The 21,863-nt window shown below is 47.5% G+C and carries 22 protein-coding genes; 13 read left to right on the forward strand and 9 right to left on the reverse strand.

The features are described 5' to 3' along the window. Positions 1-20: 20 nt before the first annotated feature. Positions 21-1,400 (forward strand): cytochrome c oxidase accessory protein CcoG, encoded by a 1,380-nt coding sequence (ccoG, locus tag EXT46_RS01740; protein WP_130144832.1) that lies wholly within the window; start codon positions 21-23, stop codon positions 1,398-1,400. 84 nt (positions 1,401-1,484) lie between these two features. Here the strand turns inward: ccoG and EXT46_RS01745 are convergent, their stop codons facing one another. After that, positions 1,485-2,399 (reverse strand): M14 family metallocarboxypeptidase, encoded by a 915-nt coding sequence (locus EXT46_RS01745; RefSeq protein ID WP_130144834.1) that lies wholly within the window; start codon positions 2,397-2,399, stop codon positions 1,485-1,487. An 88-nt stretch (positions 2,400-2,487) separates the two neighbouring features. Further along, positions 2,488-2,907, reverse strand: coding sequence for a hypothetical protein (locus EXT46_RS01750; RefSeq protein ID WP_130144836.1), 420 nt, complete (start codon positions 2,905-2,907; stop codon positions 2,488-2,490). A gap of 184 nt (positions 2,908-3,091) precedes the next feature. Here EXT46_RS01750 and EXT46_RS01755 point away from each other — a divergent pair, with 184 nt between their 5' ends. From EXT46_RS01755 to EXT46_RS01775, 5 genes are all read left to right on the forward strand, one after another. Next, positions 3,092-3,649, forward strand: a complete 558-nt coding sequence (locus tag EXT46_RS01755) for a MarR family transcriptional regulator (protein WP_130144838.1) — start codon at positions 3,092-3,094, stop codon at positions 3,647-3,649. 287 nt (positions 3,650-3,936) lie between these two features. Further along, positions 3,937-6,096: a prolyl oligopeptidase family serine peptidase gene (locus EXT46_RS01760; RefSeq protein WP_130144840.1), complete on the forward strand. Its 2,160-nt coding sequence runs from the start codon at positions 3,937-3,939 to the stop codon at positions 6,094-6,096. A 66-nt stretch (positions 6,097-6,162) separates the two neighbouring features. Then, positions 6,163-6,690: a GNAT family N-acetyltransferase gene (locus EXT46_RS01765; protein ID WP_130144842.1), complete on the forward strand. Its 528-nt coding sequence runs from the start codon at positions 6,163-6,165 to the stop codon at positions 6,688-6,690. A 98-nt stretch (positions 6,691-6,788) separates the two neighbouring features. Beyond that, a complete protein-coding gene (locus tag EXT46_RS01770; protein ID WP_130144844.1) occupies positions 6,789-7,352 on the forward strand; it encodes a cytochrome b in 564 nt (187 codons plus the stop codon). Next, positions 7,345-7,923, forward strand: a complete 579-nt coding sequence (locus tag EXT46_RS01775) for a YceI family protein (RefSeq protein ID WP_130144846.1) — start codon at positions 7,345-7,347, stop codon at positions 7,921-7,923. Before EXT46_RS01770 ends, EXT46_RS01775 begins: the two co-directional genes overlap by 8 nt. Before the next feature lie 10 nt (positions 7,924-7,933). Here EXT46_RS01775 and EXT46_RS01780 read toward each other — a convergent pair whose 3' ends face one another. Both EXT46_RS01780 and EXT46_RS01785 read right to left on the reverse strand, forming a co-directional pair. Beyond that, entirely contained in the window at positions 7,934-8,629 is a 696-nt protein-coding gene (locus EXT46_RS01780) for a hypothetical protein (RefSeq protein WP_130144848.1), read from the reverse strand. A gap of 15 nt (positions 8,630-8,644) precedes the next feature. Then, positions 8,645-8,830 (reverse strand): hypothetical protein, encoded by a 186-nt coding sequence (locus EXT46_RS01785; RefSeq protein WP_130144850.1) that lies wholly within the window; start codon positions 8,828-8,830, stop codon positions 8,645-8,647. 104 nt (positions 8,831-8,934) lie between these two features. On the opposite strand from EXT46_RS01785, the gene EXT46_RS01790 reads away from it, so the two are divergent. Next, complete coding sequence (locus EXT46_RS01790) at positions 8,935-9,474, forward strand: dienelactone hydrolase family protein (RefSeq protein ID WP_165381041.1); 540 nt, start codon at positions 8,935-8,937, stop codon at positions 9,472-9,474. Here the strand turns inward: EXT46_RS01790 and EXT46_RS01795 are convergent. Next, the gene (locus EXT46_RS01795; RefSeq protein ID WP_130144854.1) at positions 9,446-10,294 is read right to left on the reverse strand and encodes a hypothetical protein; all 849 of its coding nucleotides are present in this window, start codon (positions 10,292-10,294) and stop codon (positions 9,446-9,448) included. The two genes, EXT46_RS01790 and EXT46_RS01795, sit on opposite strands and share 29 nt — an antisense overlap. A 101-nt stretch (positions 10,295-10,395) precedes the next feature. Here EXT46_RS01795 and EXT46_RS01800 point away from each other — a divergent pair, with 101 nt between their 5' ends. Further along, on the forward strand, positions 10,396-11,595 hold the full coding sequence (locus EXT46_RS01800; RefSeq protein ID WP_130144856.1) for an isocitrate/isopropylmalate family dehydrogenase: 1,200 nt from the start codon (positions 10,396-10,398) through the stop codon (positions 11,593-11,595). On the opposite strand, the gene EXT46_RS01805 is transcribed toward EXT46_RS01800, so the two are convergent. Together EXT46_RS01805 and EXT46_RS01810 are read right to left on the reverse strand one after the other, a co-directional pair. Beyond that, positions 11,569-11,958 (reverse strand): hypothetical protein, encoded by a 390-nt coding sequence (locus EXT46_RS01805; protein WP_130144858.1) that lies wholly within the window; start codon positions 11,956-11,958, stop codon positions 11,569-11,571. The two genes, EXT46_RS01800 and EXT46_RS01805, sit on opposite strands and share 27 nt — an antisense overlap. A gap of 101 nt (positions 11,959-12,059) precedes the next feature. Further along, positions 12,060-12,995 carry a LysR family transcriptional regulator gene (locus EXT46_RS01810; RefSeq protein WP_130144860.1) on the reverse strand — a complete coding sequence of 312 codons (936 nt, stop codon included), beginning with the start codon at positions 12,993-12,995 and terminating at the stop codon, positions 12,060-12,062. 165 nt (positions 12,996-13,160) lie between these two features. Between EXT46_RS01810 and EXT46_RS01815 the strand changes: the two genes are divergently transcribed. Further along, on the forward strand, positions 13,161-13,559 hold the full coding sequence (locus EXT46_RS01815) for a hypothetical protein (protein WP_205988197.1): 399 nt from the start codon (positions 13,161-13,163) through the stop codon (positions 13,557-13,559). Positions 13,560-13,593: 34 nt separating this feature from the next. Here EXT46_RS01815 and EXT46_RS01820 read toward each other — a convergent pair whose 3' ends face one another. Next, positions 13,594-14,838, reverse strand: coding sequence for a DNA-binding protein (locus tag EXT46_RS01820; protein WP_130144861.1), 1,245 nt, complete (start codon positions 14,836-14,838; stop codon positions 13,594-13,596). 175 nt (positions 14,839-15,013) lie between these two features. Between EXT46_RS01820 and EXT46_RS01825 the strand changes: the two genes are divergently transcribed. Beyond that, positions 15,014-15,997 (forward strand): NAD(P)H-quinone oxidoreductase, encoded by a 984-nt coding sequence (locus EXT46_RS01825; RefSeq protein ID WP_130144863.1) that lies wholly within the window; start codon positions 15,014-15,016, stop codon positions 15,995-15,997. Between the two features lie 48 nt (positions 15,998-16,045). Here the strand turns inward: EXT46_RS01825 and metG are convergent, their stop codons facing one another. Further along, positions 16,046-18,079, reverse strand: coding sequence for a methionine--tRNA ligase (gene metG, locus EXT46_RS01830; protein ID WP_130144865.1), 2,034 nt, complete (start codon positions 18,077-18,079; stop codon positions 16,046-16,048). Between the two features lie 172 nt (positions 18,080-18,251). Here metG and apbC point away from each other — a divergent pair, with 172 nt between their 5' ends. The 3 genes from apbC to EXT46_RS01845 all read left to right on the forward strand — a co-directional run bounded on the left by apbC (position 18,252) and on the right by EXT46_RS01845 (position 21,859). Further along, on the forward strand, positions 18,252-19,337 hold the full coding sequence (gene apbC / locus EXT46_RS01835) for an iron-sulfur cluster carrier protein ApbC (RefSeq protein ID WP_130144867.1): 1,086 nt from the start codon (positions 18,252-18,254) through the stop codon (positions 19,335-19,337). Positions 19,338-19,339: 2 nt separating this feature from the next. Beyond that, the gene (gene dcd, locus EXT46_RS01840) at positions 19,340-19,930 is read left to right on the forward strand and encodes a dCTP deaminase (RefSeq protein ID WP_022943631.1); all 591 of its coding nucleotides are present in this window, start codon (positions 19,340-19,342) and stop codon (positions 19,928-19,930) included. Between the two features lie 90 nt (positions 19,931-20,020). Then, the gene (locus tag EXT46_RS01845) at positions 20,021-21,859 is read left to right on the forward strand and encodes a 7TM diverse intracellular signaling domain-containing protein (RefSeq protein WP_130144869.1); all 1,839 of its coding nucleotides are present in this window, start codon (positions 20,021-20,023) and stop codon (positions 21,857-21,859) included. Positions 21,860-21,863: the final 4 nt, after the last annotated feature.

Below are 21,863 nucleotides of genomic sequence, written 5' to 3' on the forward strand. Positions count from 1 at the left end.
AGCAATGACAAGCAAGTATTATGAAGTTTGATATTAAAGAAGAAGATCTCATCATTAAGCCCTATAAGCAGTCTGGGCCTATTTATGTTCGTGAACAAAAAGGCCGTTACCAACGCATTCGTAGGGTTATGAGTTGGGCATTAATGATTGCCTTTATTGCCCTTCCTTGGATTTCTTACCAAGGCCAGCAGGCGGTGTTGCTGGATGTGGCGCAACAACAATTCCGGATATTCTCTATTACGTTCTTTCCCCAAGATTTTATGATCCTAGCTTGGGTATTTATGGCAGGTGCCTTCGCCTTATTTTTTGTGACTAATTGGCTGGGGCGCGTATGGTGCGGCTATATGTGTCCACAAACGGTGTGGATGTTACTGTTTACCTGGGTCGAGCACCGCATCGAGGGGACCCGCAATCAGCGTATAAAGCTCGACAAACAGCCTTGGGGCTTTAGCAAAGTGATGAAAAAGGCAGCCAAGCATGCAGCTTGGCTGGGCATTGCATTTTTCACCGCAACCACCTTTATGAGCTACTTTATTCCCGCCAAGGAGCTTTATTCACAGTTGCTAGCCTTTACTTGGGGTGGGTTAACCAGCTTTTGGGTGTTTTTATTTGCTTTATGCACCTACGGTAATGCCGGTTGGCTGCGCGAGAAAATGTGTATTTATATGTGTCCTTATTCGCGTTTCCAATCAGTGATGTTTGATAAAGACACCCTGATCGTCAGTTACGACAGTGAACGCGGTGAAACCCGAGGACCGCGCAAGCGTAAAGCTGCACGTGAAGAGCTCGCACTGGGGGATTGTGTTGATTGTAAGCTGTGTGTCGAGGTGTGCCCGGCTGGTATCGATATTCGCAATGGTCTTCAATATGAGTGTATTAACTGTGGTTTATGTATTGATGCCTGCGACCAAACCATGGATAAATTTAACTATCCTCGGGGTCTTATCAGTTACACCAGTGAGCGCCAACAGGAGGGAGGTAAAACCTCTATACTGCGGCTAAAGCTATTGGGCTATGCAGCGATGACGGTGCTGGTATTTGTGGTTATGGCGTGGTGGTTGAGCAGTCGCACACCCTTGGAGGTGTACGTTAGTCGTGATAGGGGCGAGTTGTCGCGTACAGATTATCGAGGCTGGGTTGAGAATCCCTATCGTATCTCGGTGGTCAATAAAACCCAACAGCAGCAAGCGTATCAAATCAGTATTGCTGGCTTAGAAGGGGCGAAGCTGGCGGTGCATGGCGACCTTTCTTTAGCTCCGGGAGAGCAGAAAGAGATCCCCGTGACAGTCAGTATTGATGGCTACGAGCTGGCCAAAAAAGTGAGCACTTTGACGTTTGTTGTTGAGCAAGCGAGCGATCCGAGTACGCAGCAGCGCAAAGAAACACGCTTTTACAAATAAGCACTGTGAGCTACTACGCTCATAAAGGTAAAGAGACAAAAAAAGGGTCACAGAATGTGACCCTTTTTTACGCTGAGTGCCTAATTATAATGCGGCAACAAAGGCAATGGCGCTATTGGCCGCCGCCACTTGGGCATCGATGCAGTTTTGTTCAGTTGCCTGCGGGCTATCTGGGTACACCTCAGTAGTCGTGACGTAAGGCGCTGGCGTTAAGCCCATGCACAAACCTAATTTACGTCCAGCGTATTCAATAACACCCGGTTGCACCAAATCAGCGCCGATAAGCTGGTTATTCTCATCGGCAGGGGCGATATGCGTGACCTTGGCCACGGCATCGATAATCGCGCGCTGAAATGACGCTTGCGGACGCTCGCTGTCGGCGACAAGGTAAAAGCCATCGGGGATATTCCAATTATGGTTTACGATTCCTTCGCGTGCTGCAAGCGCCGGACGAAACTCGGAATTATCGCTGTCAGTGGTTTCGTGCAAATCAATATGCAGCAGAATGTCGCTACTAAAAGGAGCGATAAAGTCTAACAACAACTGCGCTTCAGGCACCGAAGAGCCTTCAAAGAATGAGCGGTTCGGATCATTGGCATCCGGATTCCAGCGGTTAATCGTCTCGTAACCCCAAGGGCTGATGCAGGGCACAACGAGGATATTGAAGTGAGCGCTTTGCGCGGGCTCAACCTGCTTGGCAAAGGCGAGAGCGCCGTGAATACCACTGCTTTCATAGCCGTGCACGCCACCGGTCACTAAGGCAATAGGGCGGCCTTTTTGCCACTGCTTATGCTTCAGTGCGAACAAGGGGTAACTTTGCTCATAGGGTAACTGCCCATACTCAATGATATCCCAGTTGCTGGCTAGTGCCTTAACTTTGGTTACCACTTCATCGGCGTAGCTGCGCTGAACAGTTTGTTGTGCTTGCCATTGTTGACGGTGTTCGCTCGACCATGGTTGTCCAGCGATACCAATTGGATATGTGTGTTGCTCGCTCATAACCCTTCCTTAAACTCTATGGTGATGAGCGCAGCTTAGAGAGGTGTACGTGAAAGTCAACTCTGGCGAGCTGACTTGCACATTCGTGTTAGCTGCCCAGCACCAAGGGATTAAGCTGCTGTTTTACATATCGCAGCGCTTCATCATAACAGCTGAAGATGATATCGCGGGTGTTGCCTTCTAAATGCAGCGATTGACGTACCTTGTCTAGCTGGCTAATGGCAATCGCCGAGTCAATTACAAAGGCCGAAGCTTGACACCCATGAGCACGCATGTGCTTAGCCAGTGCAATCATCTTTTGCTGCGCATCTGGGGTTGCGGCGCTTAAACGCTGAGAGTTGCTAATGTAACCCCAATGGGTCAACGCGTTCTCGTTGATGATTGATTGCAATTGCGATGCGAATGATTCGAGCATGCGGCCATTAATCGCGCCAACAAAAGACGCCGTGACGATTTGTTCTTGCAAGCTGAGCTGATACGAACCATTTGTACCGTTGTAGTTAAACATTCACACTCCTTTTTGAAGAGGCGAGATTTTAATCAATCTACTCGTGATGTAAAGAGGAAAAACGACTATTTTGTCTAAAATTAATACGATTTCTTTGTGGTTTACTCTGGGTTAACATTCACACTTGCGCTATCCCCCATAAATGCTGATAATTTCAGAAAATACAGAAAATAAGGCAGCGCGCATGGAATTGACTGAAAAGATGCAAGCATTCGTCATGCATTGCGGAGAGATGGGAAGCCGCTGGGGGTTTAATCGCACAATAGGGCAAATGTACGCGCTATTGTTACTCAGTGAACAGCCACTCAGTGCGAATGAACTTTCGCAGACGCTTCATATTTCCCGTGGTAACGTCAGTATGGGCATTAAAGAGCTCAATTCGTGGCAGTTGATCGCCACCAAACATAAGCCAGGGGATCGTAAAGAGTACTATCAACCAGCAGGGACGATTTGGCAAATGGCTAATCGCGTGTTTGAGCAGCGCCAAAAACGCGAAATTGACCCAACCTTAAGCCTATTGCGCGATAACCTTCTTGATGAGCCTAATAACCAGGCAGAGCAATACGCCCAGCAGCGTATGCTGGAAATTCATGATTTGTTGGAAATGATCACTCAGTGGGCCGGTGAGCTGCAACGGTTAAGCCCTGAAAAACTCTCAACGTTGATGAAACTGGGAGCGGGGGTTACCAAAATGCTTGATATGCGTGACAAGCTCACTGGTAAATCGACTCCTGAAAGTTAGCTTGGTTGAGTCAGCAGAGGGCAAGGCCGACGTACAGGGTGATTGTTCAAAATTACTCAATGATATAGTTAAATGTCGCTATATAACTAAAAAGTTGAGCAAAAAAGCCAGTTTTGAGTTAATAATAAGTTAACAGACATGCAACCAGCCAGATAGCCAACCTGAATACTCAGGTTGGTTTTCTTTTTTATAGGGCTATTCAACGCGAAACTGTCTCGCTTCGCTGGACAATAGACAGCTAGAGCGCTAATTTAACTTCGATTCTAACAACAAAATACGAAAAAATTATGCTTAAAAAATCTCTCGCAGTTGCGGTATGCATTGCCCTAACGGGATGCAGCGAAAAGCCTGCTTCACAACAGCAAAATGAACAACTAGAACAGCCTGAAAAACAGGTCGCCCAGATAAACTACCCTGACACTCGCAAAGGCGACGTTGTCGATAGTTATTTTGGCGAGCAAGTTGCTGACCCCTATCGTTGGTTAGAAGACGATATGAGCGAAGAGACCGCTAAATGGGTTGAGGCACAAAACCAAGTCACTTTTGACTACCTTGAGCAAATTCCTTACCGAGATGAGCTTAAAGAGCGCCTTAAAGCGCTAATGGATTACGAAAAAGTTAGCGCACCCTTTAAAGAAGGTGACTACACCTACTTTTACAAAAATGACGGCTTGCAAAACCAATATGTACTTTATCGTCAAAAAGCAGAGGGTGAGGCAGAGGTTTTCTTAGACCCTAACACCTTTAGCGAGGATGGCACGACGTCGCTTGCTGGCATTAGCTTTAGTGAGGATGGCTCTTTAGCTGCGTATCAAATCTCAGAGGGTGGCAGTGATTGGCGTAAAGTGATTGTGCTTGATACCGAGAGTAAAAAGCAGCTGGGTGAAACCTTAGTCGATGTTAAGTTCAGCGGTATTTCTTGGTTAGGCAACGACGGCTTTTATTATTCAAGCTATGACAAGCCAGAGGGCAGTGAACTGTCAGCAAAAACAGACCAGCATAAACTGTATTACCACAAGCTAGGTACGGCGCAAAAAGACGATCAACTGATCTTCGGTGGTACCGAGGCGCAAAAGCATCGCTATGTTGGCGCAGCGGTGACTTCGGACGAGCGTTTCTTGGTTATTTCCGCAGCGGTATCTACATCAGGTAATAAGCTCTTTATTAAAGATTTGACAGATGAAAACAGTGAACTGGTCACGGTGATTGATGATATTACCTATGACACCAGTGTCATTGACAACGAAGGTGACAAACTGTTTTTAGTGACCAACAAAGATGCGCCAAACAAGCGTGTGGTTACGGTGGATGCGAAGGACCCAGCTCCTGAAAACTGGCAAGATTTGATCCCTGAAACAGACAATGTACTCAACCTATCAAAGGGCGGCGGTTATTTCTTTGCTCGCTATATGGTCGATGCCATTTCACAAGTTAAACAGTTTGATAAAAGCGGTAAGCTAGTGCGAGAAATCGCGTTACCGGGTGTCGGCACGGCCTCTGGCTTTGGCGGTAAACAAGAGCAACAGACCTTGTATTACACCTTCACTAATTATAAGACTCCGGGCACTATTTTTAGCTTTGATGTACAAAGCGGAGAATCTCAGGTTTATAGAGAGTCAGGTGCTAAATTTGACCCCTCACAGTACGAGTCTAAACAGGTATTCTACACCTCTAAAGACGGCACGAAAGTACCCATGATCATCACCTATAAAAAAGGCACTAAGCTCAACGGTGAGGCGCCTACTATTTTATACGGATATGGTGGCTTTAATATTAGCCTGACGCCGCGCTTTAGCGCCACAACGGCTGCATGGCTTGAGCAGGGCGGAGTATACGCGGTAGCTAATTTACGCGGTGGCGGCGAATACGGTAAAAAATGGCATAAAGCGGGCACCCAGTTAGAAAAACAAAATGTGTTTGATGACTTTATTGCTGCCGCAGAGTTCCTTATCGATAACGACTACACCTCCAGTGAGCGTCTTGCTGTACGTGGCGGTTCAAATGGTGGCTTGTTAGTGGGGGCCGTAATGACCCAGCGCCCTGATTTATTCAAAGTAGCACTCCCAGCGGTTGGTGTTCTTGATATGCTGCGCTACCATACTTTCACCGCAGGTGCGGGATGGGCGTACGACTATGGTACGGCGCAAGATAGCAAAGAAATGTTTAACTACCTAAAAGGCTACTCACCGGTTCACAATGTAAAACCAGGTGTGCACTATCCTGCAACGTTAATTACCACAGGCGATCACGATGATCGTGTGGTTCCAGCGCACTCATACAAGTTCGCTGCAGAGCTTCAAGATAAGCACCAAGGGGAGAATCCAGTGATGATCCGCATTGAAACCAATGCCGGGCATGGCGCTGGCACACCAACCAGTAAAACCATTGAGCAATACGCTGATATTTATGGCTTTACTCTCTACAACCTGGGTATTAAAAAGCTTTAATAACTTATCGCGTTGTACACGTATCGAAGCCGAGCCTAGCGCTCGGCTTTTTTGGAGCACTAGAGCATGTCATTAATGGATTTTCACTCGTCTCGATTGCAACATCAGCCATTGCGAGCAGCACATTGGCCAGTGTTTTATGCCTTACATCAACATCCCGAGGTGATGCGCTATGTCGCGGATATAGGGGATATTGACGAGGTGCAAGAACGCTTTCAACAACGTTTAAACCCTACGAGTACGCAGCCTTGTTGGTATACATGGGCCATCGCAAAGCGAAGCGGTGAGCTTATTGGGGTCACGGGGTTTTATCGTCACAGTGAGCACCTGGCAGAGTTGGGATTTATGCTCCTACCACAATACCAAGGGCAAGGGTTGGGTAGTGAGTCGCTGCATGCGTTGCTTGAGCATGGACACAGTCAGTTTAGTCTGCGCGAATATACAGCCACAGTTACTGCCGGCAACGAGGCGTCACGAGCGCTTTTATTAAAGCAGGGTTTCACTCAGCACTGCCAAGGCTATAACGGCTATTATATCAATGGCGAAGAAGTGGAGGATTGGCTATTTAAGCGCACTTTCAGCGATGGTGAATAAAGTTTTGTGCATTTACGCACACTTAGCATTGCGCCAGCGCCATGTTTTTTTCGCAACGGCTGATTTAAGCTATTAGCAGTTATTAAGGAGAATGAGCGATGTTAAAAAATACTCAATATGGCTATGGATGGATAGCTATATTTCTGCACTGGTTAGTGGCTATAGCTGTGTTCGGGCTGTTTGGATTGGGCTTGTACATGGTTGACTTGAGTTACTACGACAGCTGGTATAAAGGCTCATTGGATTTGCATAAAAGCATCGGGATTACGTTAGCGCTGGTGTTTGCGCTGCGTTTACTGTGGCGTATTACCCAGGTGACTCCGCGTGCGGCTGATCCAACCTTGGTATGGCAAAATCGCCTAGCACACATCGCCCATGGGCTACTCTATGTGTTGTTAGCTGTATTACTGATGACCGGGTATTTAATCTCAACTGCAGATGGGCGCGGTATCGAGGTGTTCTCATTATTCACTGTCCCTTCAATGGGTGAATTCATTGATAATCAAGAGGATATCGCTGGATTAATCCATGAGTATGTGGCTTGGAGCTTAATTATTTTTGCTGCATTACACGCCCTAGCGGCATTAAAACATCACTTTATTAATCGAGATCGCACTTTGACGCGTATGCTCAAAGCGACAAAAGGAGATAATCATGAATAAATCACTTACTAAACTTGCGCTTGGTGCTGCTTTGCTCACATCCAGTTCAGCCGCACTTGCTGCTGATTATGTGATCGATACCAAAGGGGCGCATGCCTTTGTTAACTTTAAAATTCAGCACTTAGGTTATAGTTGGTTATATGGCCGCTTTAATACTTTCTCGGGCGACTTCAGCTATGACGCTGATAAACCTAACGAGTCAAAGATCAATGTGGTAATAGACACCAGCAGTATTGATTCTAACCATGCTGAGCGTGATAAGCACTTGCGTGGTGACGATTTCTTAAATGTTGATGAGCACCCTAAAGCGACTTTCAAAAGCACCGATATCAGCTTTAGCGATGATACTAATGGTAAAGTAACGGGCGAATTTACCCTCAATGGTGTAACCAAAACCATCAGCTTCGATATAGAAAAAATTGGTGAAGGTGATGATCCATGGGGTGGCTACCGCGTCGGCTTTTTAGGGCATACCCAGCTAGCCCTTAAAGACTACAATATTGATTATAACCTCGGACCAGCATCGACTCATGTTGACATCGAGCTATCAATAGAAGGCGTTCGTAAGTAATATTTTCGACTTACTGTGCTTTTAGCCGCGTTTGCAACTGTTGTTGTAAGCGTGGTTTCAATTGTGGTGGCAGCCAGCGCATCATTACTTGCTGGTAGCTATCGGTTGTTGTTATTTTCTCTAATGCGGCGTTGATAATATCAATATGCTCAGATCCCAAGGCGGTATTGCTGCACCCCACGTAGCCGTGACTAATGGCGGCGACCTCGGCGATAGGAAAAATAGCCATTTGCTCTTTCACTCCCATTTTTGATGCCAAGTAGTAATGCTCGCTCGGGTAACCAACGAGCATATCTAGCCGTTCTTTGATCAACATATAAGTCAGGCTGGCGAGTACGTCTTTGCCCGGACGGGTTACTAGGCTGCCGCGTGGACTGTGGTTGATGATGTGGTCAAGTTCTTTGCCATAAGAGCGGTTCATCGGTAACCCTAACCGCAGGCCTTGCTCGGCGAGCAATTGGCTCAGCGATACCGGCTCACCTTCTACCAACCCTAACGTATTAGCAAGCTCCTTACGCATCACCAATGCAGGAGAAAGTCCCACAGTTGAGGCGTTATTAGTGAACAACAGCTTGTCCAGGCGACGCTGGGTTTTGTACAAGGATAAGATACAGTAGGTATTTTGCGGGTTGCTGAGCTCATGGATAGCACGACTGCCTGGGATATGCACATAGTCGAACCGGTAATTAGACAGTTGTTGCTGCAACAGGGCGATGGTTTGCTAATCTCGCCCTTCACCTTGATGTGTATCACTCATAATGTAATAGGGGGCAAAGTCAAACACTAGCCAGCGTATCGTTTGGCGCTCATTTGCTTGTGCTGCGAGTGTGTGCACGAAGGCTAAGAGCAATATAAGTGGATACCGACGCAACATAAAGCTTACTGCATTTATTAATACCTTGTTCATTGAGTGTAGCAGCTTTGTTTATGTTTCAGAATCAAGAACATAAATAAATATAAACTTTATCGTGCTTGCTTTATAATCGTTGTTTGCCTAGCAGGGGCGCGATGATGGCTAAATTACTGTTACTCTCCGATATTTTTTCTAACACGCAGGCGACACAGGCGCTCGCCAAGAGCCTCGATGCGACATTACTATGTGCCAACGACACAGCGTCGCCAGCTACACAGCAACATCAGGCCTATCAGCAGTTCCTTGCAAAAGGTGGCCACGATGAGTATTTGCACCGTGTTATGCAGACCCTTGAGCGCTTTAGGCAGGTTGATGTCATTGGTTTTAGTGCTGGGGCAAGTGCCGCATGGCGCGCGATAAGTCAAAGTCAAAATGTTTCTCGTGCCCTGTTATTTTACCCAACGCAAATAAGGCACCATGTCGATTTAGTGCCAAGCTGTAACACGGACATTATTTTTGCTCGTCATGAAAGTGCATTTGACGTAAAACCGCTGATGGCGAAACTGTCACACCCGCGCATCCATTGCCATCGCAGTGCCTATGAGCATGGCTTTATGAACCCACTTGCATCGAGCTCCAGCGCTCAAGCTCGTGATTACGGCAACGCCCTTATTGCCCAGTGGCGGCGCCGAGGTTAACCTCGTTGATGGTTAAGCGCGCTATTTGGGCATGATTGATAGTAGGAAAGTCACGGCGCAGTCGATAGCGACTATACAAGTTTGAGAACACCCTTGTTCTTGCTATGCCATCAAGGGCACTGATAAATTCTTTGGCGCTGCTGCGTGGGCGAAAGCAGCAGTGATTATAACGGACAATGATATCGCTTAGCCTTAGCTTATGGCGTGCAAGTTCATTTTCTACTTCGATAAAATAGGCCACGCCAGACCAATAAACACGTTGATAGGCTTGGCGTCGCCACATGGTAGCACTGACTTCACTAAGCGGCCCTCGCTGGATGCGTGTGTTAGCTTTACCGCGCGCCAACCCTGCTTGTAGACGGTGTTCGAATTGCCCGCGATTGTATATGCCTGCATGCAGCATAGTGTAGTTTTGCATCAAAGTGGCAAACCCTTCGCTTAACCACCTATCTTCGGCGGGGAGATAGGGCATGTATAAATGCGCCAATTCATGGTAAATAGTCCAGTCTTTGCGTATACGCTTTATATCGGCAAAACGCCCAATTTCGAGCACCACTTGCACCGGTGGCCCGCGCTTTATCTCCCCCCAAGGCACAGCTTCAGTGGTAAACACAGGTTGGCTGATGCTCACGTGAACATGTTTATAATTAAGGGCTCCAAGCTGGTTGTGGGTATTGTCTACTGCGGCATTTACCCACGCTTGTAGCTGTTGTTGGCGCTCATCACTTGCATAGCTTTCGAAGTTCAATTGCCAATGCGTATCTGCACTCGTGCAGGGAGTTAGAAAGGCCAAGACTATGATGGCAACATAAATGCGCATATTAATCCTATGAATGCTAAACAAAGTCACGGTTGATTAGCGAATTGTACTGCTGATTGTTATAACAAGATCTCTGTAAGTTGAACTTTATTACAATCATTATGATGCATAACTTCGAGGTGGGCTATATTGATGGCGATGGTATCGGCCCGGAGATAATGCCGTATGTACGCGCCGTAATTGATCAGGTGATTGCGCATACCTACGATGGTCAGTATGGCATTCACTGGCATTCTTTATTGCTCGGTGAGCAAGCGGCGAGAGAGGGCGATGGCGAATGGTTTCCTCAGGCCACAATTACGCAGCTAAGAGCACTCAAAGTAGCCTTAAAAGGACCGATGAGCAGTGCCATTGGTGGTGGGTTTCGCTCCTTGAACATTGCCTTGCGTGAAGAGCTCGATTTATTTTGTAATATGCGTGTGATTAAAGCACTCGATGGCCTGCCAAGCCCTCTGAAAAACAGTGGCGCTATTGATATGGTGGTCTTTCGTGAGTGCAGTGAGGATAGCTTTGCAAGTATTGAATTGGCCGCTCAAAGCAGTGATGCGTCGCGTTTAATCGAGGTATTGGAGCAGGAGTTAGGTTATTACAAGCTTCGCTTTGCTGATAACTGCGCCTTAGCGATTAAGAACTGCTCGCAAGCCGCGACCGAGCGACTGGTCGCGCAAGCACTCAACTATGCCTTAGCGCATCATCGCACAAAGCTCACTATTGTACATAAGAGTAATGCTTGGCAGCTTACTGAAGGGCAATTCCAACGTTGGGCGCTGGCCTACCTGCAGCAGCATCATGAGGTTACACTAAGCACCTGCAAGCAGTATTATCAGCTACGTAGCAACACTGGCCAAGGTATTGAAGTCGAGTTCATGATGCTCGATCGGGTAATGCAACGCTTACCGCAGTATGCATCAGAGTTTGACGTGTTGGTGTGTAATAATCTCGCAGGGGATTTGATTGCCGACTTAGGGGCGGCGCTGGTCGGAGGGGTAGGCATTATTCCCAGCATTAATTGTAATAACGAGATGGCTATCTTTGAGCCCAGCCATGGTCCATTTCGACGAATCGCAGGCCAGGGTGTTGCCAACCCCTGTGCAACGCTATGGGCGGGTGTGTTATTGCTACAACACTTAGGCCTGGACCAAGCAAGTTCGCAGTTATTTAACGCGCTTAAGCATGTCATCAGCCACTACCCGCAGTTGTTTCAACTCGACACCCGTACTCATAAACTGCCACAGGTGTCCACAGACGAGGTGATCACGGCGATTGAGCAATATCTAAGCCGCAATCGCTCCGCGCAGTAACTGTCGTGCCCGTAAGCGAACCGCATCGTTATTGCCTAATTTCGGTGCCAGCCCTAATTCATCAAGCATGACAAATAAAATGCTTACGGGGACCGGACAGTTGTCTTCATCGAGAATATCTGCAGCACGTGAGTCGACTTGGGCAGCGTTAGGATAGTGCTCGCGCAGGGCATCCAATGTGAGAGTATTATCGCCACAGGCTCGACAATGGCCGCCAAACTCGTCGTTCAGTTGTGCCAGTGCTTGGTAAAATTCTTCAATATGGATGGCATTGCCGCAAGCATCTAACTGAACACGAATAAAGGTATCAAGATCAGCATTAATGTGGATGCAGTCATAGTGGGTGTAGTGTCGTTGTTGCATAGTTGCCTCCGTTATGGCTCATTTTGTCAGCGTCACTATAACTGTATGGGTGAACGTGCTATTTATGAAATGGGTGGTATCCATTATTAGTATTGATGAAATCAATGTGCAAACTTCAGCAGTTGTTGGCGGAGCCAAACATGAGCATTGTTATGATGGACAAGCGGGCTCCAAAGCATGGATACACTGATGGGCACGATGGGAAAGGGCACCGGGCAAATAGCGAGGTTTTGGCTGCTCGTCGCGACGAGATGTTCAGCTAAGCGTTTCGGTAGCGTAGCAATAAGCTGAGAATGTTCGCACAGGCTCGGTATTAAACTATGTTGACGTGCGTACACACGGATATTCCGGTGCTCACCCAGTTGCATGAGCGCCTGGTCAACCCAGCCAAGCTTTTGGGGCTCACGATTTTTGACCAAGGGTTCAGGCCCAAAGCCGCTGCGGTTAAGCCAAATATGTGGTGCTGATAAGTAGTTCTCTAAACAGGTATCCTGTTGTATTGGGTGTGACTGATCGCTCAGGCAACAGTAATTGTCGCGCCACAAGGTTTTTTGATGGAATGAAGACGGTAGACGCATGAAACGGTCTATAGCGATGTCTACCTGACCTTGCTCTAATTCACTGAGAGTGACATCACTGGGATTAACTAAGTCTATGTGGATGTCTGCATAATGACAACAGAGCTCTTTGATCAGGGGAACCAACATCGAACTGACAAGAAATTCATTGGCCATTACTCGGAATGTGTGGCTATTTGTCTTGGCATCAAAAGGCTGCTGTTGTGACGTGATCCCTTGTGCGAGAGCGATGAATTGTTCGAGTTCGGGTTTGAGTGCCAATGCTTTTTGCGTGCAAAGCATGGTGCTGCCGCTGCGTACAAGGAGTGGATCAGCAAATAAGTCACGCAACCGCTTGAGCGCGTTACTCATCGCACTTTGGGTAAGAGCGAGGCGGTTTGCAGCCGCAGACACACTACATTCCTCTATCAACACATTCAAATAGACCAACAAGTTTAAATCAATTTGTCTTAGGTTCATGCTCAGGTCGTACCCCTTATTACTGCTGTTATTTACTCTAGCTTAGCCTGCTTTATATAGCTAACTCACTAGAAAATAACTGCTATTTCCAGCAGTGATAGTGAGCAATTTTCACTTTTACCGACCCTTAAAGGGCCGTATCCTGTAACTAAAAAAGGAAGGTTTATGTTGAAATATATTGTTGGAATTACCTGTGTATTTGTGGCTCATGTCACCGAGGCTCACCCGATAGAGGGGAGCTGGCAATTTGTTAAAGGGGAGTATTACAGTGAGGGGCAGGTGTTCTATGCTGAGGCTCCTGATGTGACTTCAGTAAAAGTCCTAAGTGGCGGCCACTTTAATTACATCACGCAAAAAAATGGCGAATTTCATTATGCCGCTGGTGGGCGGTATGAGATTACAGAAGATGCATTCATAGAGCATGTTGATTATGGCAACATTCCCTCTTTGTTAGGCAAAGAATTGGTTTTTGACTATGAGATAAAAGAGCAGTTATGGCATCACACGCTTTATCAAGAAGGTGAACTGGTAGAGTATGAAGTATGGCAACGAGTTGCTCAGTGAGCACTAAAAAGGCGCTGTAATAGCGCCTTTTATCCTATGCTGACTGGATGGAGTCCATATCATCATCCGAGTTCTTTTTTGCGCTTTCACCGTCTTCCTCAGAACGCAAGCGTTCAAGTTCAGCGTGAGTTTCGGCTAAGCTCAGCTCTAACTCGCCTAGGCGGCTTTGTGCCAAGGTTGCACTTTTAGATAGGCGCTCGAGCGTGGAGCTTGAATTTTGCTTAAGAAAGGTGATTTGTTCTTTCAAGCGTTTATTCTCAGCTACAGTGTCTGCAGACTCGCTGTCCTTAGCCACCAGTTGCTCTTCAAGCTCTTTGATCTTGTGCTGATACTGCTCGTTACTCGCAGTAAGGCGCTCGATGGTAGAGGCAGAGTTGGTTTTTAAGAACCGTACTTGCTCGTGTAACTTCTCATTATCCTGCTTGGCCTGCTCAGCTTCACTTTGAATAGTGCCGAGTTGTTCGCCTTGCTCTTTATTTTGCTCCCGTAACTGACGAATATCTTCGCGTTGGCTAGCTTGGTGCTTGGCGGCTACTGCACTTTGTTCTTTCAGCAGGTTGTTTTCATTTTTCAGCTTATCAACAAGTGGCTGTTGCTCTTCGAGTTGCGCCTGTAATTGGGCAACGCTGGCGTCAAGCTGAGCTTTAAGCTCCTCGAGCTGTTGGTGCTGATGGCTTAACTCATCATGTTGGCGTTGAATTTCATCACGCTCTTGCGCCAAAGCCGCATAGTCGTTGTCAAAATTCTCAATACGCTGTTGCAAGCCTGCAAGTTTCTGCTGATGCTCTTGCTCAGTGTCTTGCGCCTGTTGGTGTAGCTGTTCAATATTCTGTGTTTGTTCAGCCAACTGCGCAGCTTGCTCGTCGAGCTGGCTCTGGCGAGCATCGACCTGCTGTTGGAGTTGTTCATTTTGCTCAGCAAGTTGATCGTAATTTTGTTGTAGATCTTCAAGGCTTTGAATGGCTAATTGCTCAGCCTCACGCATCTCGTCAAGCTGTGCTTGCACGGGCTCGACTTGCGCATCGGCAAAGGCCTGCGTTTGCGCCTTGAAGGCATGGATAAACTGTTCAGAAAACTCGATATCTAAGTCGGTCACTTTGGTAGGCTGTTGACTATCTTGTGGCCGGGCCGAGCGATCCTCGCTACGCCACTGACGGTAATGTTCGAGTACGGTAGCGCGATCTCCATCCACACGCTCGAGCAATGTTGCTAACGTGATTGGTGTACCGGCTTGGTGCAATTCATCGCACACTGCTTTTATTTCACTATATTGTGTCATCAACCTATCCTCCCAACAGACATTTAGGATAGCATTAAAACAGCCAAGAAAAAGTGCTTCTAATAAAAATATCGGAGCTAAAAGATCCTTGGCTGCTCGTAATTACTATTTTAGTTGTAGGTTTGTCCCTTTAAAATTACGTTTACATCATACTACGATCAAACGGTATTACACAATGCTAACAATTGACTTAAACGAAAATAAACAGCTAGTTATAGCGCAAACGCCCACTGTAGCAGCGGCTCGCGGACAAGTGTTAATAAAAGTAAACGCAGCGGGAGTGAATCGCGCCGATCTTTTACAGCGTCAAGGAAAATATCCGCCACCGCCAGGTGATAGTGAGATCCTCGGACTCGAGGTGTGCGGAGAGGTGGTTGCATTGGGTGAGGGCGTAGCGTCGCAATGGTTAGGGCAGCATGTGATGGCGCTTTGCGCGGGTGGGGGATACGGTGAATTTGTAGCAGTCGATGTACGTCATTGTATGGTCAAACCGGCGACATTCTCCAATGCTCAAGGCGCGGCATTTTGTGAGGTGTTTTTAACCGCTTTTGATGCCATTGCACAGTACCCAGAGTTTGGCGCAGAGCACACGGTTTTAGTACATGCTGGTGCGAGCGGTGTGGGCACTGCGGTTATTAGCCTTGCAAAATATTTGCAAGCGCAGGTGGTGGTGACCGTCGGCAGTGATGAAAAGAAACAATTTTGTTTAGCTCATGGCGCAGATAAAGCGATTAATTATCGTCAACACAATTGGCGTGAGGTGATGAAGGCCGAAGGGCTCAGCGCCGATCTCATTATTGATCCTGTTGCCGGTGGGTATTTGAATGACGACTTGTCGGTGCTTAATATGGATGGTCGTATTGTCGTTTTAGCGCTGCTAGGGGGGCGCTATAGTGAGCAATTTGATGGTGCCAAGCTATTGCAAAAGCGAGCTCAGCTGATAGGGTCGACGCTGCGTAATCGTACACCCGATTATAAGGCGAAACTGGTTGATAACCTAAAGCGTACGTTTGGCGATGCATTAAATAGTGGCCACATCGCGCCAGTCATTGATTCTATCTTCCCTTGGGAAGAGGCCATGTCAGCGCATCAAGTTCTAGAAGATAATGCTAATTTAGGCAAAGTGGTGCTTACTCATGAATCGTTAGATGAGCGCTAAAGCAGCCCTAAATTGAAAAGGCCAGCATATGCTGGCCTTTTGGCGGTATTACATAACCCGCATACCGGGTTTGGCGCCATCATGGGGCTCAAGAATATATATATCCTCTTTGCCTGGTCCAGCAGCCAACACCATGCCCTCAGATAGGCCAAAGCGCATTTTTCTTGGCTTAAGGTTTGCGACCATGACCGTGTGCTTGCCAATAAGTTGCTCGGGTGCGTACGCTGATTTTATACCAGCAAAAACCTGACGCTGTGGGCCCCCTAAATCAAGGGTTAGCTTGAGCAACTTGTCAGCACCTTCCACATGCTCTGCATTGGCAATTTTCGCGATGCGTAAGTCCACTTTAGCAAAATCATCAAATTCGATTTCATCGGCAATAGGGTCTTTATCAATCTCACCATTATTGGCATCTGGCGCTGGTGTGGCAGCAGCTGGTGCGAGGCTTTCTTTTGACTGCTCAAGCATGGTGTTCACTTTGTCCATATCGACACGTTGCATTAAGGCTTTAAACTTATTGATCTTATGATCAACCAAAACGGTGTCTACCTTATCCCATGCTAGGTCATCGTTGAGGAAGCTGCTCACTTTTGCGGCCATACCAGGTAGGATAGGGCTTAAGTACGTCATCAGTATGCGGAATAAGTTGATCCCCACACTGCACACATCGTGAGCTTGCTTCGCGGTATTTTCGTCTTTGATTAAGACCCACGGAGCTTGCGCGTCGATGTACTGGTTGGCTTTATCCGCCAGCGCCATGATCAAGCGCACAGCGCGGCCATATTCTCTGGCTTCGTAGTGATCAGCGATGCTTTGGCGTGCAGCGGCAAACTCAGCGATAAGCTCAGCTTCAACGTTATCACTCGAGAGTGTACCGTCGAACTTTTTGGTGATAAACCCGGCGCAGCGGCTCGCTATGTTAACCACCTTACCTACCAAATCAGAATTAACTCGCTGGGCAAAATCTTCGAGATTTAAATCTAAGTCAGTGATGCCACTGCCGAGTTTAGCGGCGAAGTAGTAACGTAGATACTCTGGGTCCAAGTGCTCTAAATAAGTACGCGCTTTAATAAAAGTACCTTTTGACTTAGACATTTTTGCGCCATTGACGGTGACAAAGCCATGAGCAAAGATATTACTTGGTTTTCTGAACCCTGCGCCCTCAAGCATAGCTGGCCAAAATAGGCTGTGGAAATAAATGATGTCCTTACCGATGAAGTGATAGAGTTCGGCGTCTGCGCCTTCTTTCCAGAAAGCATCGAAATCTAAGTCGCTTTTATCACAAAGATTTTTAAAGCTGGCCATGTAACCTATAGGCGCATCCAACCAAACATAGAAATACTTGCCAGGTGCACCGGGGATTTCAAAACCAAAGTAAGGCGCATCACGACTAATATCCCATTGCTGTAGACCATCGGCAAACCATTCATCGAGCTTATTGGCCATCTCTTGTTGAATTGAGCCGGAGTGCAGCCATTGTTTGAGCATGCCCTCAAATTCGGGTAAATCAAAAAAGTAGTGTTCAGAGTCTTTTAGCACTGGAGTGGCGCCGGACATCACCGAGCGCGGTGACTTCAGTTCGGTGGGTGCGTAGGTCGCCCCACAGACATCACAGCTATCACCGTTTTGATCTTCGGCATCACAGCTAGGGCAAGTACCGGTAACAAAACGATCTGGAAGAAAAATACCTTTTTCGGGATCGAACAGTTGTGAGATGGTCCGCTTTTTAATATAGCCCGCATTATCAAGACGGGTATAAATCAATTCACTCAGCGCTTTATTTTCATCTGAGTGCGTGCTGTGGTAATTGTCAAACTCGATGTTAAAGTCAGCAAAGTCACGCTGGCGCTCAACACTGACTTGGGCGACCATTTCCTCAGGGGTAATGCCTTGCTTTTGGGCATTGAGCATAATGGGCGTGCCGTGCGCGTCATCAGCACACACATAGTAGGCGTCATGGCCTTGGGATTTTTGAAAACGGGCCCAGATATCAGTTTGAATATACTCTAACAAATGGCCTAAATGTGTTGGGCCATTGGCGTAAGGCAGGGCGCTTGTTATGAGAATTTTTCTCGTTGCCATAAAGTGCTCATTCCATCTCAGATAGGGTTACTCCCGCTAATATCGGGGCTTATAATGATCATAAGCGTCTCCCGAGTATCAGTGGGGTGAATAGACTGGTGTTAATGCCCCGAATGTTACATAATTTGGCGGCACTTTTCATTACGCTTCGTTAATTATTTATGCAGTTATCATGTTAGGATTTGGTTCAAAAGTGAAATCCGCACTTTTCGGTAGTCACAAGCCAGCAAAATGGCCGTCTCAATATCAACAGTGTTTAGCGTCGTATCGTAGCGCCGCATTTCCAGTCGGGGTTCCCCCAGACGCTATTAGTGGTGACAGTAGCGAGACCCATTGCCATATCAATGCTCCTTTTGCATGTGCTCAAGAGGCAGCGGCGTTGCGTCAGTACATCGCTGAGCATCTTCAACGTGATGTGCGTGTTGACATCGACGTAACACTGCAAGAATCGCCGCGTCTTAAAGCCATTAAGCACATTATTCTCGTGGCCTCTGGCAAAGGTGGGGTTGGCAAGTCGACCTGTGCTGTCAATATGGCGTTGGCGCTTCGCCGAGAGGGATCGAAAGTGGGTATTCTCGATGCCGATATATACGGCCCTTCTATCCCGCTGTTGTTGGGCTTGCAAGGTGAAAAACCTCAGGCTAAGGATGAAAATACTTTGCTGCCATTTGAAGTTCATGGCATCAAAGCACAGTCTATCGGCTTTTTGGTAGACCCCGATGATGCCACCGTCTGGCGCGGGCCGATGGCCTCGCAAGCTCTGTCGCAACTGCTCATGGAAACAGACTGGGGCGAGCTTGACTACTTGTTGGTTGACATGCCTCCAGGTACTGGCGACATTCAATTGACTATGTCACAAAAAGTACCGGCCAGCGCTGCCATTATCGTCACAACACCACAAGACCTAGCCCTTGCCGATGCCCACAAGGGTGTAAAGATGTTTGAAAAAGTGAACGTCCCCATTCTCGGTTTGATAGAAAACATGAGTCAGTTCCAATGCCCGCACTGTGGCGAAACCAGCCACATTTTTGGTGCCGATGGAGCGCAACAGCTGGCACAGCGTTATGGCGTGCCTATATTAGCGCAGCTGCCGCTTGAGATGGGCATTCGTCAATGCTCGGAACAAGGCGCGGACTTGGGTGATGAATATCCTGAGCTAGGCCACTACTTTGCTCATGCGGCGCGTATCAGTGCCAGTGAGCTTTATTACCAACAGGGCGCTAAGCAGCGCGTTGAGATTATTTTTACGGACGACTAACCATGCGTTTATCAGATACCCATATAAAACAGTACTTGGCCGAGCAGCGAATTCAAATTACCCCGACGCCAGGTGAGCAAGCCATCTCTGGCGTCAGCGTTGATTTGCGTTTGGGTAATAAATTTAGAGTATTTCAAGATCATGCCGCCCCGTATGTTGATCTCAGTGGCCCAAAAGCGCAGCTAAACGCGGCTATGGAATCCATTATGAGTGATGAAATCGTGCTGGGTGAAGGAGAAGCCTTTTTCCTTCATCCAGGGGAACTCGCCTTGGCAATCACTTACGAATCGGTGACCTTACCGGCTGATATTGTTGGCTGGCTCGATGGACGGTCATCGCTCGCCCGCTTGGGCTTAATGGTTCATGTGACAGCCCACCGTATCGATCCGGGATGGTCGGGCAATATTGTCCTTGAGTTTTATAATTCAGGCAAGCTGCCGCTGGCGCTGCGCCCGAATATGAAAATTGGTGCCATGAGCTTTGAAACACTCACCAGCCCAGCTGAGAAGCCATATAATGCCCGTGAAGATGCAAAATACAAAGGACAAGACGGTGCCATCGCCAGTCGTATTGGTGATGATGGTCAGCAATAACCCTATGCTGTATTACAAAGTATTTAAATTTCATGGAAAAATCGTGCACCTCTTCCATACTGTACAAGGAAGACGTTGCACGAGGGCTCAATGGTAAAGCTGCATAAACTGAGCGCACATTTGTGGGTCACGGTTATCGTTATGCTGGGATTTTTGGCTCCAGAGCATAGTGGTGCGCTGGCTGATGACCAACAGCATGTCAGCGTCGAGATGATGCAAAGCGAGCAGCCCCTGTCATTAGCTCAGGTAACTCAACAGCCCTTTGTAGGAAGCCGCACGGTAGCGATGGGCGAAGCAATGCTGCTTAATGCGGGAGGGGATTATTGGTTCAAGATTGCTCTGCCTGCTGATAGCTGTCCCAGTGCAAGCTGTTACTTGCGCGCGCAAAACCCCGCCATTTTTAATATCGACTTTTATCTTTTTGATAATGGCCGGTTGCTGAGTCACAGTGCCGCAGGGTCATTGGCTTGGCCACCGGGGCGTGATGTTGGCGCCTCGATGGCCATTAGTGGCGCACAAGACCGTATTGTGTATGTGCACGTGCAAGCGCAGCGCCATGCGCTTTTTGCACTCGAGCATCAAACACAACTCGCATTTAATAAAGAGCAACAGCAGCATTGGTTTGGGTGGTCGTCCTTTTCAGGGTTGATGCTTGGCTTCGTGATCTACTGCGTCGCTGTGTGGCTTGCCTATCGCGCTGGCTACTATGGATTTTTTGCTTTGTACATCGCCAGTAGCAGCATATTTCTACTGGCCCAAGTTGGCATTACTAAATTTTTAACTCCCCAGAGTGTGCACAGCTTTTTGGTTCACTACACGGCGCTTAACGGCGTGATTATATGCATCTCTTTATTACTTTTCTTATCGCGATTACTCAGGCTAGATGAGCGTGCGAAAACCCTGCATAAAGTGTTTATAGGCGCGTTGTGGGTTGGCTGCGTTGCCGCGAGTGTGAGTCCCTTTATGGCGTTGGCTCACCAAGGAGTAATCATGGAGGTGTTGTTTGGTGCAACCCTAGTGTTAGCCATTATTGCTAGTGTCAAATACAGTCCGATGCAGCGCTGGGGCAGGTTATTGGCGTTTAGTTGGCTACCTTTGGCCGCAGTGGTCCTAGCGTTAGCGTTATTTTATCTGCGACCTTATGAAGTGGGTATTTATTTGTACGCCGCGTTTGCCTTTGCCTTAGTATTGAACTGTTTACTGATAGGCTTTGCGATGACGCTGCGAGAGCGTGGGCAAATGATGGCCCATCGCCAGATAGTGTATACAGATTCTGGAACCGCTCTGGCAAATAAGCAGTTACTCAATAAAACCTTGAAGAGCGCTCGTCACGAGGCCATCACGCTGGTTATGTTTAAGCCTCGGGGGTTGGTGCAGTCGCGCGCTAATTTCGGTATTAGTCACGCGGACCGTTACATTAAATCGGTGATCCACCATGTTGAGCACCAACTTGATGGGTTACCGCTATTGGCGCTGGGGCATCAGAATTCTGCTGTGGTGTGTCGCTTTAGTGACGATATTTTTGCTTTAGGGATTTGTGGCACACTGGAGCTCAGCACTATTGAGCAAGTGGTATGCGTGATCAATTCGGTATTTAATGAGGGCGTCGAGATTGATGATACCCATTTGATAGACCAGGTTGACTTTGGGGTTGCGAATTATCCACTTCATGCCCAATCTCATGAGCAATTAGTGCGTTACGCAATGCAAGCTTTATATCGTGACCGGTTACCCGGGCAGTTGTGGCACCTGTACTCTTTGGAAGACAGTATTCGCTCGCAGCGGCGCTTAAGCTTAGCCTCAGATTTAAAAACCGCCATCAGCGATAACCAATTTCGTATTTATTTGCAGCCGCAAATATGTCTGCAAGATCAGAGTGTCTATGGTGCCGAGGTGTTACTGCGTTGGCAACACCCTAAATTGGCTTAATCAC

Source organism: Pseudoalteromonas sp. CO325X (assembly GCF_004208955.1).
Taxonomy (GTDB): domain Bacteria; phylum Pseudomonadota; class Gammaproteobacteria; order Enterobacterales; family Alteromonadaceae; genus Pseudoalteromonas; species Pseudoalteromonas ruthenica.

Excerpts from the sequence above, each read along its gene's own strand:
- ccoG (WP_130144832.1), top strand. The coding sequence starts at position 21 with ATGAAGTTTGATATTAAAGAAGAAGATCTCATCATTAAGCCCTATAAG.
- EXT46_RS01745 (WP_130144834.1), bottom strand. The coding sequence starts at position 2,399 with ATGAGCGAGCAACACACATATCCAATTGGTATCGCTGGACAACCATGG.
- EXT46_RS01750 (WP_130144836.1), bottom strand. The coding sequence starts at position 2,907 with ATGTTTAACTACAACGGTACAAATGGTTCGTATCAGCTCAGCTTGCAA.
- EXT46_RS01755 (WP_130144838.1), top strand. The coding sequence starts at position 3,092 with ATGGAATTGACTGAAAAGATGCAAGCATTCGTCATGCATTGCGGAGAG.
- EXT46_RS01760 (WP_130144840.1), top strand. The coding sequence starts at position 3,937 with ATGCTTAAAAAATCTCTCGCAGTTGCGGTATGCATTGCCCTAACGGGA.
- EXT46_RS01765 (WP_130144842.1), top strand. The coding sequence starts at position 6,163 with ATGTCATTAATGGATTTTCACTCGTCTCGATTGCAACATCAGCCATTG.
- EXT46_RS01770 (WP_130144844.1), top strand. The coding sequence starts at position 6,789 with ATGTTAAAAAATACTCAATATGGCTATGGATGGATAGCTATATTTCTG.
- EXT46_RS01775 (WP_130144846.1), top strand. The coding sequence starts at position 7,345 with ATGAATAAATCACTTACTAAACTTGCGCTTGGTGCTGCTTTGCTCACA.
- EXT46_RS01785 (WP_130144850.1), bottom strand. The coding sequence starts at position 8,830 with ATGAACAAGGTATTAATAAATGCAGTAAGCTTTATGTTGCGTCGGTAT.
- EXT46_RS01790 (WP_165381041.1), top strand. The coding sequence starts at position 8,935 with ATGGCTAAATTACTGTTACTCTCCGATATTTTTTCTAACACGCAGGCG.
- EXT46_RS01795 (WP_130144854.1), bottom strand. The coding sequence starts at position 10,294 with ATGCGCATTTATGTTGCCATCATAGTCTTGGCCTTTCTAACTCCCTGC.
- EXT46_RS01800 (WP_130144856.1), top strand. The coding sequence starts at position 10,396 with ATGATGCATAACTTCGAGGTGGGCTATATTGATGGCGATGGTATCGGC.
- EXT46_RS01805 (WP_130144858.1), bottom strand. The coding sequence starts at position 11,958 with ATGCAACAACGACACTACACCCACTATGACTGCATCCACATTAATGCT.
- EXT46_RS01810 (WP_130144860.1), bottom strand. The coding sequence starts at position 12,995 with ATGAACCTAAGACAAATTGATTTAAACTTGTTGGTCTATTTGAATGTG.
- EXT46_RS01815 (WP_205988197.1), top strand. The coding sequence starts at position 13,161 with ATGTTGAAATATATTGTTGGAATTACCTGTGTATTTGTGGCTCATGTC.
- EXT46_RS01820 (WP_130144861.1), bottom strand. The coding sequence starts at position 14,838 with ATGACACAATATAGTGAAATAAAAGCAGTGTGCGATGAATTGCACCAA.
- EXT46_RS01825 (WP_130144863.1), top strand. The coding sequence starts at position 15,014 with ATGCTAACAATTGACTTAAACGAAAATAAACAGCTAGTTATAGCGCAA.
- metG (WP_130144865.1), bottom strand. The coding sequence starts at position 18,079 with ATGGCAACGAGAAAAATTCTCATAACAAGCGCCCTGCCTTACGCCAAT.
- apbC (WP_130144867.1), top strand. The coding sequence starts at position 18,252 with ATGTTAGGATTTGGTTCAAAAGTGAAATCCGCACTTTTCGGTAGTCAC.
- dcd (WP_022943631.1), top strand. The coding sequence starts at position 19,340 with ATGCGTTTATCAGATACCCATATAAAACAGTACTTGGCCGAGCAGCGA.
- EXT46_RS01845 (WP_130144869.1), top strand. The coding sequence starts at position 20,021 with ATGGTAAAGCTGCATAAACTGAGCGCACATTTGTGGGTCACGGTTATC.